Genomic DNA, 14,424 nt, shown 5'->3' with positions numbered 1-14,424 from the left:
GACGCTCGGCGGGCACCCGACTGACGTTCCCGAACGTTCGCGTCGCTCATCAGGGAGCATCTCGCCACGCGCCCCAATCTCCGTACCGGCGCTGGCACCGACAGCCCCTGGATGTTTCCCAACACACTCGCTGGACGCCACCTGCACCCCAACACCGTCATGGACCGACTCCGCGACCTCGGCATCAACCTCCTCGGCGCCTGCAACCGAGCCATCGGCGAACTCGTCCTCAAATGGCCACCTCGCTCGTCGCCGAGGCCCTCTGCTACCGCACCCAGGTTGGGTTTCTGCACGCCGACAAGGCCGCAGAACCCTGGGCGCGCTATACCGGCCGCCACATGCGCGAGCCGTAATACTCCAGCAGGGCACTGCGCCAAACTACGAGAAATCCGCACGCTCATGCCGAAGGACGGGCGGCTCTCAGATGGTTGACTGCGACGAGCCGGCAGCCGGGGCGCATGAGGCCAGATGCCCGCACCCACCTGCGGCAACAACCCGTTCGACCTGCTCTGAGAATAAGGAGCAGTCGCACATGACGTGAAGTGCCTTCGTATATAACGGATCATTCGTTTATACTCGAGCGTCATGAGCAAGCAACGCCCCCTCGCCGGCCGGGTCGCTCTCGTCGCCGGCGCCACCCGCGGCTGTGGTCGCGCGATCGCTGTCGAGCTCGGAGCGCTCGGTGCCACCGTCTACGGAAGCGGCCGCACGACGCGCGACGAGCGCTCGGAGATGGACCGACCAGAGACGATCGAGGACACTGCGGAGCTTGTCGATGCCGCGGGCGGGACCGGGATCGCTGTCCGCTGCGACCATGCCGTTGGGGCCGACGTCGCGGCGTTGGTAGAGCGGATCCGCGCCGAGCAGGGCCGCCTAGACGTGCTCGTCAACGACGTCTGGGGCGGCGATCCGTTCACCCGCTGGGTCAAGGGCGTGTGGGAGCACCCGCTCGAGGACACGCTCCGGACCGTGCGCAACGGAATCGAGACGCATCTCATCACCGCGCACCACGCGCTGCCTCTGCTGATCGAGACCGGAGACGGGCTGGTCGTGGAGGTCGGTGACGGCAAGGCCGGCGTCCCGTTCCGAGGCGTCGTCGCCTACGACCACGTCAAGGAGGCGGTCGTGCGGCTCGGCTTCTCGCTGGCGGCCGAGCTGCGCCCGTACGGTGCGACCGCGCTGTCCGTGACTCCGGGCTTCCTGCGCTCCGAGGCGATGCTCGAGAACTTCGGCGTCACGGAGGCGACCTGGCGCGACGCCTCCGACGCCCACGGTGGCTACTTCCGCTACTCCGAGACGCCTTACCTCCTCGGCCGCGGAGTCGCGGCGCTCGCCGCCGACCCCGACCGAGCCCGCTTCGCCGGGCAGTGCCTCGGCTCGTGGGACCTTATGCACACCTACGACTTTTCGGACATCGACGGCGAGCGCCCGGACTGGGGCCTGGTCGACGCGGAGGCTCGAGCGGCCGACGCCGAGGCCGCGCTGCCCGCGGGCGAGTAGATGCCGCGTCCGCGCACCGTCTCCGACGAGACCGTCCTAGACGGCGTCCTCGCGCTCGCCCACCGCGTCGGCCCGGCGAAGCTGACGCTAGCCGCCGCGGCCCGCGAGGTCGGCCTCTCTCCCGCCACCCTGATCCAGCGCTACGGCACCAAGCACGAGCTGCTGCTCGCTGCAGACCGTCGCGGCGTAGAGCTGTGGGTCACCCCGGTCGAGGAGGCTGAGCACCCCTCGCCGCTGGACCGGGTCGTGGAGGGCCTGCTCGGTGCGGTGGACCCGGACATGACCCCAGAGGAAATCGCGAACTCGGTGGCCATGCTCCAGCTCGATCTCGTCGAGCCCGACTTCCACGCAGAGACCTTGCGCGGCGCGCGCCGCCTACGCGCGGCGCTCGAGCGACACCTGCAGGCGGCGTCGGTCGCCGGCGAGCTTCGTGACGGCACGGACGTCGGGGCCCTCGCCAAGCTCGTCGAAACGACCTATCACGGTGCCATGATCGGCTGGGCGCTGCACCGCGAGGGATCTCTCGAGGAGTGGATGCGCGAGCAACTCGAGGAGGTCCTCAGAGCCAGCCGCGTTCCGTCGTCGTGAAGCTGCCCCTGCGTAGTCGACGACGCCGATCTTGCCCGGGTGCGGCGGATACGCCCGATCTTGATACGCAGCGTGTCCAGTATTCGAGCGGGACCGGCCGTGCGCCCTCCCCAGCCGATCCTGCGACAGCTCCTCGCCCCCCGGGGCGGCACGTGGGCATCTCGATCGCGCCTGACGCGATGTCGTGGTCCAGGACCTCGCCGGTCACACGGGGTCACTCAAGGCGGTACACGTCTTCAGTGATCGTGCGTCCTAGCCCCGGTGACCACGACGATTCCTCACCGACCTTCGCGAAGCCGTTGCGCGTCAGGACCCTGGCTGAGCCGAGGTTGTGCTGAGCGGCGCGAGCATGGAGCGGGCGTATGGGTTCGCGTGCCAGAAACAGCCGCAGCGCTTCCGAGGCGATCCCCCGCCCCCATCGCGCCGGATCGATCCAGTAGGTCACCTCCCGGTCGCCCTCGACGGTGAAACCGGCGATCATCCCGACGACGTGCCCGTCATGCTCGACCGCGAGGTCGGCGACGGTCGGGTCGGCACGTACGCGACGGTAATGCTCGTCGAAAGCCGCGCGGTCTGCTGGGTCCGGCCGCGTGAACGCTGCCATGGCGATGGCGGCGTCGTCGCACTCCCAGCGATAGAGCTGGTCCAGATCGGCGTCGTTCAACGGCCGGAGAGAGACACCCATGCGGCGAGAGTACGGGGCGCCGCTGACGCGAAAATGATGCTCACGATGGAAGAGGTTCTCCCTATGCTCGGCCTCTATGAGCACGCGGGTCGCCTACCGACCGCTCCCCCTCGACCAGTCCGACGTCTCGTACGCGCACGGTCCCGCGTCGTTCGTTCAACCGGACGTGCCCGTGGGTAAGACCGTCGAGATTTGTTTGGACGACAGTGCGGTTTATCCTGGAACGTCGCGCAAGATATGGATCCATATTCCAGCAGCATATGATCCGGCGAAACCAGCTGCTCTCTCGATATTCCAGGATGGTTGGTGGTATCTCGATCCGGCCGGCGAAGTTCGCGCCGGTATGGTTCTCGACAACCTCGTTCAGCATGGCGAGATTCCAGTCACGATCGGCGTATTCGTGGATCCCGGCGTGTTCGATGGCGTCAATGAGTCAGAAGGGCGCAGGAACCGCAACCGCGAGTACGACGCGTTCGACGATCGATACGCCACGTTTCTCTTGGATGAGGTCATTCCCCACGTCAGGCGTCACGTCTCAATCAGTAGCGATCCGGACTGGTGGGCGATCTGTGGTGGTAGCAGCGGTGGCAACTGTGCCTTCACGGCGGCATGGTTGCGACCAGGCCGCTTTCGACGCGTGATCTGCTTCTTGTCCAGTTTTGCTCAAATGCCCGGTGGCAACCCGTACCCTCGGCTTATTCCGCATTCGTCGCGTAAGCCATTACGCATCTTCATGCAGGCCGGGCATCGTGACCTCCGCTGGAACGAATCCGAGCGGAACTGGCTGGCTGAGAACCTACGTACCGCGGCTGCGTTGGCGGAATCGTCCTACGACTTCCGACTGGTGTTGGGCGACGGCGGCCACAGCCTTAATCATGGCGGAGTTCTCCTTCCCGACGCTTTGCGCTGGCTATTCCGAGGGGACGGTGCGATGCGCCCGCATGGTTAGGCTGAGCGACATGCCCGCCTCGGTCCCCCGGATCACCACGCGCAACGCGCGGTTCCAGCAGTGGCAGGCGTTGCTGAGCAACCGCACCAAGCGCCGGCGCCTGGGTGCGTTCGTCGTGCAGGGCGTCCGGCCGATCACCATGGCGGTCGAGCACGGGTGGCGCGTGGACGCCGTGCTGTTCGACGCCGAGCGGCGCCTGTCCGAGTGGGCGCGCACGATTCTCGAGACCGTCGACGCGGCCCACTACGCCCTCTCCCCCGCCCTGCTCGCCGAACTGGGCGAGAAGGACGACGGCGCGCCGGAACTCCTCGCGGTCGTCTGCCTCCCTGAGGACACTTTGGACAGGATCACCCCAGGGCCGGACTTCCTCGGCGTCGTTTTCGACCGACCGGCGGGGCCTGGAAACCTCGGCTCCGTCATTCGGTCCGCCGACGCCTTTGGCGCGGGCGGCGTCATCGTCACCGGCCACGCCGCGGACCCGTACGATACCGCCGCGGTGCGCGCGAGCACCGGGTCACTCTTCGCAGTCCCGACGGTACGTACCGCCTCACCGCGCGACGTCCTCGCCTGGGTGGAGGCCCACCGTTCGGCGGGAGTTCCGATCCAGATCGTCGGGACCGACGAGCACGGCGCAGCCGACGTCTTCGACGCCGATCTCACCGGCCCGACGTTGCTCGTCATCGGCAACGAGACCTCCGGGCTGAGCACTACCTGGCGCGACGCCGTCGACCAGATGCTGCGGATCCCGATGACCGGCTCGGCCAGCTCGCTCAACGCCGCCAACGCGGCCAGCGTGGTGCTCTACGAGGCGCGGCGGCAACGGTCCCGGGACTGAGCGCCCCTCTCCCCCGCGGCGTCACCGCCAGCGGAAGTGCACGAACACCCGTCCGAAGTTGCGCGAGTCCTTCTCCACGCGGTGATACCTGGCCTTGACGTCCTTGCGGTCGAGAAACCGCAGCACCCGCTTCTTGAGCTGCCCAGAGCCCTTGCCCGGGATGATCTCGACGACGGACGCCTTCGTGGCTTCGGCCTCGTCGAGAATGTCGGCGAGGGCGCGGTCGATCTGGCCACCACGGTTGTAGATGTCGTGCAGATCGAGCTTCAGCTTCATGGGTCGCAGTCTCTCAAAGCGCTGCCGGCCCGCCGATCTCTTGGCACGCTGACTGCCATGAACCCGCTCGCCCGCCGGCGGATCGTCGCCTACGCGCTCGATGCCACCGGCTATGTCGGCATCGCGGCCGCCATGATCCCGCTGGGCCTGCTGGCCAGGCGCGCAGGCTGGGGCGATTCCCAGGCGTTCGTCATCTCGGCGAGTGCGGTACCGGTACTTCTCGCGACCGCGATCGCGACTCGCGCCGAGATCAGAGGCGGCACCTGGGGCAAGCGCCGTCAGGCACTACGGGTGGCGGCGCCCGATGGCGCCGCATTGAGCCTCGGGCCGGCACTGGCGCGCAACGTGCTCAAGATCGCGATCCCCTGGCACCTGGGCCACCTCGTGGCCATCGAGGGCGCGTTCGGTGGCTTCGACGAGCCGCGCCCGACCCTCGTGGTCACGACCGTGGCGACGTACCTGATCATCGGCGTCGGCCTCTGGGGCGTCCTCCGCCGTTCGGGTGTGACGGCGTACGACGCCGTCGCCGGCTCTCGGGTCCGTCCGGGCTGATCCGCTGGTCGCCCGGCGGCGGACGGCAGTGGATGTCGAGAACGCGACGTCGGCTCCGTCCCCTGGATGAACGCGGCCACAATGGGCACGCACCGAGCGAGGAGAACACGATGGCCAAGTACCTACTGCTCAAGCACTACCGCGGCGCACCGGAGGCGGTGAACGACGTCCCGATGGACCGGTGGACGCCGGAGGAGGTCGCCGCCCACGTGCAGTACATGAACGACTTCGCGGCCCGGCTGGAACGCACAGGCGAGTTCGTCTCCAGCGACGCACTCTCCCCCGAGGGCACCTTCGTGCGCTACGACGGCGAGGGAAGACCACCGGTGACGGACGGCCCGTTCCCTGAGACCAAAGACCTCATCGCGGGCTGGATGATCATCGACGTCGAGACCTACGACCGGGCTGTGGAACTCGCCGGCGAGCTCTCCGCGGCCCCGGGTGCCGGCGGCCGGCCCATCCACGAATGGCTCGAGCTGAGGCCATTTCTCGGCGAGGCACCGACGGTCGCGGACTGAGACGTGGACGGCGCGTTGGTCCGCCGCGTCGTTCCGGAGGTGATCTCCGTCCTCGTCCGTCGTGGCGCCGGGTTCGCGTCGGCCGAGGACGCCGTCCAGGACGCCCTGGTCGAGGCGTGGCGGGTCTGGGACCACGACAGTGCGCCCGGGGATCCGAAGGCCTGGTTGGTCACGGTGGCGTGGCGGAAATACCTCGACGCTGTTCGTTCCGAGGTCGCCCGGACCAGGCGGGAGGAAGCAGTGCACGCCGCGCCGGAGCCGGGACCCGTCTCCGGTGTGGACGACACGCTGTGGCTCTACTTCCTCTGTGCCCACCCGTCGCTGACGCCGGCGTCCGCGGTCGCGCTGACTTTGCGCGCCGTCGGCGGGTTGTCGACCCGGCAGATCGCGGCGGCCTATCTCGTGCCCGAGGCGACCATGGCCCAGCGCATCTCCCGCGCCAAGCACGCCGTCGCCGCCGCGGAGCTCGGCGAGCCGGGCGACGTAGCGACCGTCCTGCGGGTCTTGTACCTCATCTTCAACGAGGGCTACTCGGGCGACGTCGATCTCGCCGCGGAAGCGATCCGCCTGACGCGTCAGCTCGCTGCCGGGGTCGATCATCCCGAGGTCGCCGGACTCCTCGCGCTGATGCTGCTCCACCACGCGCGCCGGCCGGCCCGCATCGATGCCGACGGCGAACTTGTCTCGCTCGCCGACCAGGACCGCGGGGCCTGGGACACCGAGCTCATCGCCGAAGGCGTACGGATTCTGCAGGCCGCTCTCGCCCGGGACCGACTCGGCGAGTTCCAGGCGCAAGCAGCCATCGCCGCCCTCCACGCGGATGCACCGAGTACCGAGGAGACCGACTGGGCCCAGATCGTCGAGTGGTACGACGAGCTTCTCGCCCTGACACCCAACCCGGTCGCCGCGCTGAACCGCGCGGTGGCCCTCGGCCACGCCGACGGCCCGCGGGCAGGTCTCGCGGCACTGGCCGCGCTCGACCCTGAGCTCCCCCGGTACGACGCCGCGGCCGCGCATCTGCACGAGCGGCACGGCAACCGGTCTGAGGCCGCCCGGCTGTACGCCCGCGCCGCCGACAAGGCCGGCAGCGTCGCGGAGCGCCGCAACCTCACCCGGCAGGCGGCCCGCCTGAATGCCGAGCGGCACGCTGAGGCGTAGCAGCGTGTCCCGCGGATCCGATCAGATGGAGCTCAGGCGCGGCACCACGTCGGCGACCAGCGCGTTCGCCCAGGGCTCGGGGTCCTGGTACGGCGGCGGCATGACCGAGACCAGTGAGATACCGAGCTCGGCGTAGGCCTCCATCTCGCGCAGGAAGGAGTCCTGGTCCCCGAGCACGTCGGCCGGGTACAGCATCGTCTTCTCGATGGCGTCGTAGTCGGTGCCGAGGCGGTCGCAGTGGTCGCGGAGCACCTCGAGCTTGTGCCGCACCGTGTCGAGGCCCTCCTGCCCGGGTGCGCCGAACAGGTTGCACGCCTGGGCGTACTGGGCGACCAGGCGCAGCGTCTTCTTCTCTCCCCCACCCCCGACCATCGTCGGGACCGTGCCGCGGACCGGCCGCGGCAGGCAGATCGTCTCGGCCAGCCGGTAGTGCCGGCCCTCGTACGCGCCGTCGTCGTCGGACCACATCTGCTCACAGATCTGCAGTGTCTCCTCCAGCCGCTCGAACCGCTCCGCCGTCGGCGGGAACGGCACCCCGAGCCCGGCGTGCTCCCGGTCGTACCACGCCGCCCCGATGCCCAACATGGCCCGCCCGCGCGAGAGCACGTCCAGTGTGGCAACCGTCTTGGCCAGCAGGCCCGGGTGGCGATACGTCACGCCGGTGACCAGCAGACTCAGCCGGACATTCGCCGTGATACCGGCCAGATAACCGAGCGTGGTGTATCCCTCGAGCATCGGCTCGTACGGTCCGCCGACATCCAGCATCTGGAACCAGTGATCCATGACGGTGAAGGTGTGGACTCCCCCGGCGTCGGCGATCTCCGCCGTCGTGGTGAGGTGGTCGGTCAGAGTGGTCTCCCACTCGGGCTGGGTGAAGCTGAAGTAGTGCACACCGAGATCCATCCTTCGATGCTAGGAGTCGTACCCCGGTCTGGGGCCGGTCTCAAGCACACGAACTCGCATGTTCATGATCTCCTCGCCGCCTTGACATGTCGTGGCCACGACCCAGCGCTCTGCCCGGCCGCCGAGCGCTTCTTGTGTCCTGAACCGAGCGGTGGAAGCCTGCTGTGGCCCACGTCTGTCTCGATACCTGTCACGATCCGGGGAGGCTCATGCGTTTCGTCGTTTACGGTGCCGGCGCGATCGGCGGCGTGGTCGGCGCCCGGCTGCACCAGCACGGCCATGACGTCACGGCGATCGCCCGCGGCGACCACCTCGAGGCCGTGGCAGCACACGGCTTGCAGATTCACGATCCCACGGGCTCGCAGCGCGTACCGCTCGACGTGGTCGGCCATCCCGCGGCCATCGACTGGCGCGGGGACGAGGTGGTGCTGCTGTGCGTGAAGAGCCAGCACACGGCCTCCGTCCTGCATGACCTGGCAGCCGTGGCACCGGACGACGTCCCTGTCGTGTGCCTGCAGAACGGCGTGAACAACGAGCGTGAAGCCCTGCGCCGCTTCCCCCACGTCTACGGCGTCATGGTCGCTCTCATGGCCGCTCACCTCCAACCTGGCGTGGTCACTGCCTACTACTCCCCCGTCACCGGTGTCCTGGACATCGGCCGCTACCCCGACGGCGTCGACGAGACGGCACGCTCGATCGCCGCCGCGTTCGAGGAGTCGACACTGGCCTCGCAGGCCCGGACGGACATCATGCGCTGGAAGTGGCGCAAACTCATCATGAACCTCTCCAACGCGATCGGCGCGGCCACCGGCCGACAGTTCGGCACCGGACTGTGGGAACGCGCCGCCGCCGAAGCCGACGCCTGCCTGGCCGCCGCAGGCATCGACGCCGTGCCAGCGGCGGAGGACAAGGCCCGCCGCGAGTCCGTCCTCACCCTCGGTGAGGTGCCGGGCGCGCCGCACCCTGGCAGTTCGTCGTGGCAGTCGCTGGCCCGGCACTCCCCCGACATCGAGACCGACCACCTCAACGGCGAGATCGTCCTGCTCGGGCGGCTGCACGGCGTCCCGACGCCCGTCAACACCACGCTTCAGCGGCTCGCGAACGAACTCGTCGCCAGCGGCGGCGAACCCGGTTCGGTCCCACTCGAGGAACTCGAGCGCCGGATCGCCGCCGAGGAGCGGGCCAATACGTGAGCCGACCCGCTGACGGGACCTACCGTCGTGACTCGTCACGTGACGGTCGGAGAGCGTCGCCCTCGTCATCGCGTGCGATCGGGTTGGGCATCTCTCCGGCGAACAACAGGGATGACTCCTGGTCCGTGATGTCGACCATCTCCGTGGCGTTTCGCAACTGAAGCCGGTTGAGGCACGAATGAGCGAAGTACGGACGCAGCAGATCGACCTCCGCAGCTTCGCGCGCCAGTTCCGGATGGTCCGCTGCATGGGCGGTGACCACGTCGCGGCAGATTCTCCAGAAGTCTGCTTCCGGCAGCGCACCGTCCGCGTCGAGGATTGCGGCGACGAACCGCAGCACGCCGTCGAGGACGTCGGTGTGGATCGCCAGCGCTCGGGTCGCCGGATCAGGGACATAGGCACGGATGCGCTCGACGGCGGACGGCAACGGAAGGTCACCCATGACAGCGACCTCCTCGCCGACGTCCTTGATCAGCACGCGCTGCGGAACCCCGTCGCGAAGGACCAGGATGAGGTTCTCACCATGTGGCATGAAGGCCAGGTTGTAGGCGAGGAGACAGTGGACGAGCGGGCGCAGATAGGCCGTGAGGTAGGAGCGGACCCATTCCTCCGCGCAGAGCCCTGACGCCCGCAGCAGGGCGCCGGCAAGGCTGTGGCCGTCCCGGTCACGATGAAGCAGGGCCGCCATGGTGGTGAGGTGCTCACCCGGCCGGACCCGGTCCAGAGGGCTCTCACGCCACAGGGCTGCCAACATCTTCTGGTGCGGTCCGTGTCCGGTGTGACGATGGAAGGCGTCGCCCGTGTAGCCCGCGGCTGCGACTTCACGCAGGACGTCGAAGCCGCAGGTGCGCAGCTCCGGGTCGGCCCGCACCAGGCCGGCGACCCAGTCGTTGATCGCCGGGGTTGCCCGCATATAGGCGGGCGACAGCCCCCGCACGAAGCCCATGTTCTGGATCGACAGGGCGGTCTTGACGTAGTGGCGCTCGGGGTGGGTGGTGTTGAAGAACGTGCGAATCGACTGCTGGGGCACGTAGTGGTCTGCGCCAATCCCGAGATCGACGACGTCCCGCCGGGCGACATCAGGTGCCAAGGTGATCGCGAGCTTGTTCTGCCACTGCCAGGGATGTACCGGAAGGTAGAAGTAGTCGTCCGGGTCCAGATCGTGTGCCTCGAGGCGACGCCGGAACCCGGTCAGCGCTGACGCGCCGAGCTCCGTGCGATAGAAGGCGCTCTCGTCGGTCTGCTCGCCGAGGGTCATGACGCCGTGACTGCGACGCACCGCGACCCAGTGCAGGCGGACCGGCTCCGCCACTTCAGGTGCGTATCGGGCGTAGTCGTCGACTCCGAATCCGATGCGGCCGTTGTTGGCCACGAACGCCGGATGCCCCTCCGTCATCGCTCCTTCGAGCAGTTGATAGGTCTTGTCCACCGGCGCATGCGGGTCGGTGAGCGCCGAGGCGAGGGAGGCGCTCGTGTGCCGCTTCCGGGCAATCGTCCAGGAGGCTGCCGCGAGCGTGGAGGCGACCTCCTCGACATAGACCGGGAGCACCTTATCCGGCACGCCTAACGCCGGCGCCAGCTCCGCCACGAGGACTTGAGCATCGACCGGTAAGCGTCGGCCCCCGGACTCCCGGCGTATCGTTGCCGGTTCGACGACCCAGTGATCGAGGGCATACCGGTGAGCCGTGAAGGTGTACACCGATCCCGCGGTCTCGAGCCTCCACCGTCCGTTCGCCAGCGGCTGTGGTGCGATGAGGCGCTCGTGCGTGTACTCGCCGATCGCCTTGGCCACCAGCCGGCGCTGGGCTGCGTCGAGATTCCGAGGTGTCAGGTGGTCAACGGCGGCGGCATGCTGGAAGGCCGCCTTCTCACACACGGAGAAGATCGCGGTCTTGTCCGGTAGCTCGACCGGCCGTACCTCCTCGAAACCAGCTTGTACGTTCTTCCGGCGCACGGCCTCGTTGCGCACGTCCGGTTCGACAACGACCCGTGCGACCGTCGGATCGGAGAAGCAGAGCGCGAGCGCGTCGCGGAAGACTTCGGTGGTGAATCCGGGCACGCGCTCGCCCGTGGCCGGCGCGATGAGAATGTGCATCCCCAGGTCCCCCGGCCGGAGCTCAGGAACGCCGTCCAGCGGCGAGGAAGCCGGGTCGTACGTGGCCAGCAGGGCGACGGGACGGCCGTCGAGGCGCCCGAGGAACGCGCGGTGCGGTGGCGTGGTCAACGTCGTCAGTTCCCGGCGCACGTCCTGTGGCGTGGCCTCCTGCATCATCCAGAACGCCGCGTGCGGATCCCGCACCCACCGGTGGATCGTGACGAGATCGCGATCGATGTCAACCGGGTCGAAGTTGATCATCGGGCGGCTCCTTCGCGCCCCGCCCCGGCCGGTGCGTTGTCGGTCAAGCGTGATGGCGCACCGAACTCCTGGAACGCGATGCGCGATTCGACGGGGTAGACCTCCCGACCGAGCAGGGCTGCGATGATGACGGAGTTTCGGAACGCCCCCATGCCGAGGTCGGGCGCCACGAATCCGTGCGTGTGCTCCTCCCCGTTCTGAACGAAGATCTCGCGCCGGGCGTGGTCGACGGCATACTGCTCGTCGGCCGCATATCTCCCCTGCTCATCCAGGGCGATCCGGTCGCGGATCGGGGTCAAGAACTCGGGCACATGGCCGCGGTAACCGGTGGCGGCGATGACGGCGTCGGTCCTCAACGTGTAGGCCTCGCCGGACTCGAGATGGCGCAACTCCAGCTCGTATCCACCGGACGCCCGGCGCGCGCCGACGACGGCGGTCGAGGTCAGCAGGCTCGTATCAGTGCCGCCCGCGACCTGGCGGGCATAGAGCGCGTCGTAGATCTCGTTGACGGTCTCGGCGCTGATGCCCTTGTACAAGCTGCGCTGTTCCCGCAGCAACGTGTGCCGCCGGGCTTCGGGCAACGACTGGAAGTACCGCGTGTAGTCCGGTGACGTCATCTCGAGGGTGAGTTTCGTGTACTCCATCGGGAAGAACCGCGGTGAGCGGGTGAGCCAGACGAGCTCGTACTCGTGGTCGTCGATCTCGGCAAGCAGGTCGGCATACACCTCCGCCGCCGACTGCCCACTGCCGACAACAGTGATCGTCCGTCGTGCCTGGAGGTCCGGTTTGTGCGACAGATAGTGGGCAGAGTGCGTGACACCGGGCTCCTTCAGTATCCGGCGCAGTTCTGTCGGCACGTACGGGCTGGTGCCGGTGCCCAGCACCAGGCGCAGACCCCGATAGACCTCTCCCGTACGGGTGTGCAGGACGTAGGACGCGCCGTCGTGCTCGATCCGAGCCACCTCGGCACCGAACCGCACGGACGAGAGCCGGTCGGCCGCCCATCGGCAGTACTCGTCATACTCTCGGCGCAGCGGGTAGAACGATTCGCGGATGTAGAACGGATACAACCGCCCGACGTCCTTGAGGAACGACAGATATGAGAACGGTGACGTCGGATCAGCCATAGTCACCAGGTCCGCAAGGAACGGCACCTGGAGTGTCGCGCGCGGGAGCAACATCCCTGGATGCCAGGCGAACCGGCTCCGAGCCTCGAGGAACACAGCGTCGACCTCCGTCACAGGATCGAGCAGGCATGCGAGCCCGAGGTTGAACGGGCCCAGCCCGACGCCGACAACGTCGTGGACACGGCCGCCCCTCATTGGTGAGCACTCCCCGTCGCGGCCGACCGCCGCCGCAGGAGTGTCATCCGCTGGCCGATTCTCCGGACGTGCGCCACGATCACGAGGATGTCCTCCAGGCTCGCCATGGGATTCAGCAGAGTCAGTTTGAGATGCCTGCGGCCGTTCACCGAGGTGGCCGCGACCATGGCAGTACCGCTCCGATAAAGCTCGGAGCGGATTGCGTCGTTGACCTCGTCGAGTTCGGCGTCCTCCGGTGGGTCGGCGGGCCGATAGCGGAAGACGATCGTGCTGAGATGCGGCGGTGCAGCGATCTCGAGGTCGTCCATCTGTGCCATGGCGGCGTGGACCGCCTGGGCAAGGTCGATCGCATCGTCCAGGTAGTCGCCGACCAGGTCTGGTCCCATCACGCGCAGCGTGAGCCACAACTTCAGTGCGTCGAACCGCCGGGTCGTCTGCAGGCTCTTGTTCACCTGGTCCGGATTGCCCGAGCCCGTCGGGTTGAGGTAGTCCGCGTGCCAGGTGACGGCCTGGAGGGCCGCTGCGTCGCGCACGAGCAGCGCCGAGGAGGAGACCGGCTGGAAGTAGGTCTTGTGAAAGTCGATTGTCACGGAGTCCGCTCGCTCGATCCCGGCGAGGAGGCCGCGGCGCTTCCGGGACACGAGGAGCCCGCCACCGTAGGCCGCGTCCACGTGGAACCAGGTACCGGCCGCGGCGCACACGTCGGCGATGTCCTCCAGGGGGTCGATCGCTCCGAAGTCCGTGGTGCCGGCTGTCGCGACGACGGCAAGCGGAACTTCTCCGCGTGCGGCAGACCTGCGTATGGCGTTCGCCAGTGCCTCGGTGTCCATACGGTGGGCGGCGTCGACCGGGATCGCGATGACTGCCTCCGGCGGCATGCCCATGATCGCCGCCGACTTCTCGATCGAGAAGTGGCTTTCCGCAGACGTGAAGACGCGGACTCGGTCGGCCGGTGCGGCTGGCGTCCGCCGGCGCGCGACAATGAGCGCTTGCAGGTTTGATTGTGAACCTCCGGACGTGAACACACCGTCCGCGTGAGCGCCGAGGCGTGCGCGGTCAGCGACCCAGCGGATCAGGCGCTGCTCGATCATCGTGGCTCCGACGCTCTGGTCGAACGTATCGAGCGAACTGTTGACCGCGCCCACGATGTGCTCACCGACGACGGCCGGAATGACGACCGGACAGTTCAGGTGGGCGGCATAGGCCGGGTCGTGGAACCACACGGCATCGTCGAGCCACAGCCTCCGGACCTCCTCGAGTGCGGCATCCAGCCCGGGCAATGGTGCGTCGAGGTCGACCTGATTCACGCTGGTCCGGGCCTGTGCAGGGCTCGTGCCGGTCGCCGGGCCGTGGGCGCCGGCCTGAGCGTTGACCACCGTGAGTAACGCGGCCTTCACGGACTCGGCATACAACGCGCTGTTGGCGGGGTGAAACAGGTACGTCGGGGACGGGTCGGCGTGCGGGGTCCGAGGTCGTAGCGAGGTCACGGCGCCCTTCCGTTCAGAAGCAAGGTAAGCCTTACCGAATTACGGCACACACAACTAACCAAATTGACCCCGGCCTCGTCCAGTCCTGTCTCAGGTGGCCTC

14 protein-coding genes are annotated in these 14,424 nt (G+C 68.1%); 8 read left to right on the top strand and 6 right to left on the bottom strand.

Features of this window, described 5'->3' with window-relative positions; all coding sequences use genetic code 11:
• The first annotated feature begins 585 nt into the window (after positions 1–585).
• Complete coding sequence (locus ACFSE6_RS08700) at positions 586–1,500, top strand: SDR family oxidoreductase (RefSeq protein WP_388005153.1); 915 nt, start codon at positions 586–588, stop codon at positions 1,498–1,500.
• On the top strand, positions 1,501–2,088 hold the full coding sequence (locus ACFSE6_RS08695; protein ID WP_388005150.1) for a TetR/AcrR family transcriptional regulator: 588 nt from the start codon (positions 1,501–1,503) through the stop codon (positions 2,086–2,088).
• Between the two features lie 214 nt (positions 2,089–2,302).
• Here ACFSE6_RS08695 and ACFSE6_RS08690 read toward each other — a convergent pair whose 3' ends face one another.
• Positions 2,303–2,857: a GNAT family N-acetyltransferase gene (locus ACFSE6_RS08690; RefSeq protein ID WP_388005147.1), complete on the bottom strand. Its 555-nt coding sequence runs from the start codon at positions 2,855–2,857 to the stop codon at positions 2,303–2,305.
• Here ACFSE6_RS08690 and ACFSE6_RS08685 point away from each other — a divergent pair.
• On the top strand, positions 2,850–3,722 hold the full coding sequence (locus tag ACFSE6_RS08685; protein ID WP_465254133.1) for an alpha/beta hydrolase: 873 nt from the start codon (positions 2,850–2,852) through the stop codon (positions 3,720–3,722). The two genes, ACFSE6_RS08690 and ACFSE6_RS08685, sit on opposite strands and share 8 nt — an antisense overlap.
• A gap of 10 nt (positions 3,723–3,732) precedes the next feature.
• Positions 3,733–4,557: a TrmH family RNA methyltransferase gene (locus ACFSE6_RS08680; protein ID WP_388005141.1), complete on the top strand. Its 825-nt coding sequence runs from the start codon at positions 3,733–3,735 to the stop codon at positions 4,555–4,557.
• Positions 4,558–4,578: 21 nt separating this feature from the next.
• On the opposite strand, the gene ACFSE6_RS08675 is transcribed toward ACFSE6_RS08680, so the two are convergent.
• Positions 4,579–4,833 (bottom strand): Smr/MutS family protein, encoded by a 255-nt coding sequence (locus ACFSE6_RS08675; RefSeq protein ID WP_388005138.1) that lies wholly within the window; start codon positions 4,831–4,833, stop codon positions 4,579–4,581.
• Between the two features lie 57 nt (positions 4,834–4,890).
• Between ACFSE6_RS08675 and ACFSE6_RS08670 the strand changes: the two genes are divergently transcribed.
• The 3 genes from ACFSE6_RS08670 (at position 4,891) to ACFSE6_RS08660 (ending at position 7,061) form a co-directional block, all read left to right on the top strand.
• Positions 4,891–5,385 carry an RDD family protein gene (locus ACFSE6_RS08670; protein ID WP_388005135.1) on the top strand — a complete coding sequence of 165 codons (495 nt, stop codon included), beginning with the start codon at positions 4,891–4,893 and terminating at the stop codon, positions 5,383–5,385.
• A 110-nt stretch (positions 5,386–5,495) separates the two neighbouring features.
• Positions 5,496–5,903, top strand: a complete 408-nt coding sequence (locus ACFSE6_RS08665; protein ID WP_388005132.1) for a YciI family protein — start codon at positions 5,496–5,498, stop codon at positions 5,901–5,903.
• A gap of 3 nt (positions 5,904–5,906) precedes the next feature.
• Positions 5,907–7,061 carry an RNA polymerase sigma factor gene (locus ACFSE6_RS08660; protein WP_388005129.1) on the top strand — a complete coding sequence of 385 codons (1,155 nt, stop codon included), beginning with the start codon at positions 5,907–5,909 and terminating at the stop codon, positions 7,059–7,061.
• Between the two features lie 21 nt (positions 7,062–7,082).
• Here the strand turns inward: ACFSE6_RS08660 and ACFSE6_RS08655 are convergent, their stop codons facing one another.
• Positions 7,083–7,964 (bottom strand): LLM class F420-dependent oxidoreductase, encoded by an 882-nt coding sequence (locus ACFSE6_RS08655; protein ID WP_388005126.1) that lies wholly within the window; start codon positions 7,962–7,964, stop codon positions 7,083–7,085.
• A 209-nt stretch (positions 7,965–8,173) separates the two neighbouring features.
• Here ACFSE6_RS08655 and ACFSE6_RS08650 point away from each other — a divergent pair, with 209 nt between their 5' ends.
• On the top strand, positions 8,174–9,157 hold the full coding sequence (locus ACFSE6_RS08650) for a ketopantoate reductase family protein (RefSeq protein ID WP_388005123.1): 984 nt from the start codon (positions 8,174–8,176) through the stop codon (positions 9,155–9,157).
• A gap of 19 nt (positions 9,158–9,176) precedes the next feature.
• On the opposite strand, the gene ACFSE6_RS08645 is transcribed toward ACFSE6_RS08650, so the two are convergent.
• Genes ACFSE6_RS08645 through ACFSE6_RS08635 form a run of 3 tightly spaced genes read right to left on the bottom strand, consistent with a single transcriptional unit; the run spans position 9,177 to position 14,232 of the window.
• Positions 9,177–11,513, bottom strand: coding sequence for a GNAT family N-acetyltransferase (locus ACFSE6_RS08645; RefSeq protein ID WP_388005120.1), 2,337 nt, complete (start codon positions 11,511–11,513; stop codon positions 9,177–9,179).
• A complete protein-coding gene (locus tag ACFSE6_RS08640) occupies positions 11,510–12,835 on the bottom strand; it encodes a lysine N(6)-hydroxylase/L-ornithine N(5)-oxygenase family protein (RefSeq protein ID WP_388005117.1) in 1,326 nt (441 codons plus the stop codon). Before ACFSE6_RS08640 ends, ACFSE6_RS08645 begins: the two co-directional genes overlap by 4 nt.
• Positions 12,832–14,232 carry a pyridoxal phosphate-dependent decarboxylase family protein gene (locus ACFSE6_RS08635; RefSeq protein ID WP_388005114.1) on the bottom strand — a complete coding sequence of 467 codons (1,401 nt, stop codon included), beginning with the start codon at positions 14,230–14,232 and terminating at the stop codon, positions 12,832–12,834. Before ACFSE6_RS08635 ends, ACFSE6_RS08640 begins: the two co-directional genes overlap by 4 nt.
• Between the last annotated feature and the right edge of the window lie 192 nt (positions 14,233–14,424).

This window comes from Georgenia deserti (genome assembly GCF_042680605.1).
Classification (GTDB): Bacteria; Actinomycetota; Actinomycetes; order Actinomycetales; family Actinomycetaceae; genus Allobogoriella; species Allobogoriella deserti.
This window is presented reverse-complemented; position numbering and strand designations above follow the sequence as displayed.

Excerpts from the sequence above, each read along its gene's own strand:
- ACFSE6_RS08685 (WP_465254133.1), top strand. The coding sequence starts at position 2,850 with ATGAGCACGCGGGTCGCCTACCGACCGCTCCCCCTCGACCAGTCCGAC.
- ACFSE6_RS08680 (WP_388005141.1), top strand. The coding sequence starts at position 3,733 with ATGCCCGCCTCGGTCCCCCGGATCACCACGCGCAACGCGCGGTTCCAG.
- ACFSE6_RS08650 (WP_388005123.1), top strand. The coding sequence starts at position 8,174 with ATGCGTTTCGTCGTTTACGGTGCCGGCGCGATCGGCGGCGTGGTCGGC.
- ACFSE6_RS08655 (WP_388005126.1), bottom strand. The coding sequence starts at position 7,964 with ATGGATCTCGGTGTGCACTACTTCAGCTTCACCCAGCCCGAGTGGGAG.
- ACFSE6_RS08700 (WP_388005153.1), top strand. The coding sequence starts at position 586 with ATGAGCAAGCAACGCCCCCTCGCCGGCCGGGTCGCTCTCGTCGCCGGC.
- ACFSE6_RS08645 (WP_388005120.1), bottom strand. The coding sequence starts at position 11,513 with ATGATCAACTTCGACCCGGTTGACATCGATCGCGATCTCGTCACGATC.
- ACFSE6_RS08695 (WP_388005150.1), top strand. The coding sequence starts at position 1,501 with ATGCCGCGTCCGCGCACCGTCTCCGACGAGACCGTCCTAGACGGCGTC.
- ACFSE6_RS08670 (WP_388005135.1), top strand. The coding sequence starts at position 4,891 with ATGAACCCGCTCGCCCGCCGGCGGATCGTCGCCTACGCGCTCGATGCC.
- ACFSE6_RS08665 (WP_388005132.1), top strand. The coding sequence starts at position 5,496 with ATGGCCAAGTACCTACTGCTCAAGCACTACCGCGGCGCACCGGAGGCG.
- ACFSE6_RS08640 (WP_388005117.1), bottom strand. The coding sequence starts at position 12,835 with ATGAGGGGCGGCCGTGTCCACGACGTTGTCGGCGTCGGGCTGGGCCCG.
- ACFSE6_RS08675 (WP_388005138.1), bottom strand. The coding sequence starts at position 4,833 with ATGAAGCTGAAGCTCGATCTGCACGACATCTACAACCGTGGTGGCCAG.